The 265-nt window shown below is 57.7% G+C and carries 1 pseudogene; it reads left to right on the forward strand.

Going from position 1 to position 265, the window contains the following annotated elements:
• Positions 1-147, forward strand: a pseudogene (locus tag OH705_RS27640) (acyl-CoA dehydrogenase family protein); the annotation flags it as partial.
• Between the last annotated feature and the right edge of the window lie 118 nt (positions 148-265).

The raw sequence follows: 265 nt of genomic DNA on the forward strand, positions 1-265 counted from the left end.
ATCCAGATCCTCGGAGGCAACGGCTACATCAATGACATCCCGTCTGTCCGACTGTAGCTCTACGACAAGCTGTACGAGATTGGCGCCGGCACCATCGAGATCCTACGGATGCTGATAGGCCGCGAACTGTTCAACGAAACACGCTGAGCATAATTAACTGGCGCACATGGCTAACATGCACACCCCGATCAACCCGAGCTAGGCGGAACTCTCCGCCAACAGCGAGGCCAGGCTCGAACAGGTAAAGGGCCTGGGCGGCGTGCTC

The sequence above is a fragment of the Pseudomonas sp. BJa3 genome, from assembly GCF_026343815.1.
Classification (GTDB): domain Bacteria; phylum Pseudomonadota; class Gammaproteobacteria; order Pseudomonadales; family Pseudomonadaceae; genus Aquipseudomonas; species Aquipseudomonas soli.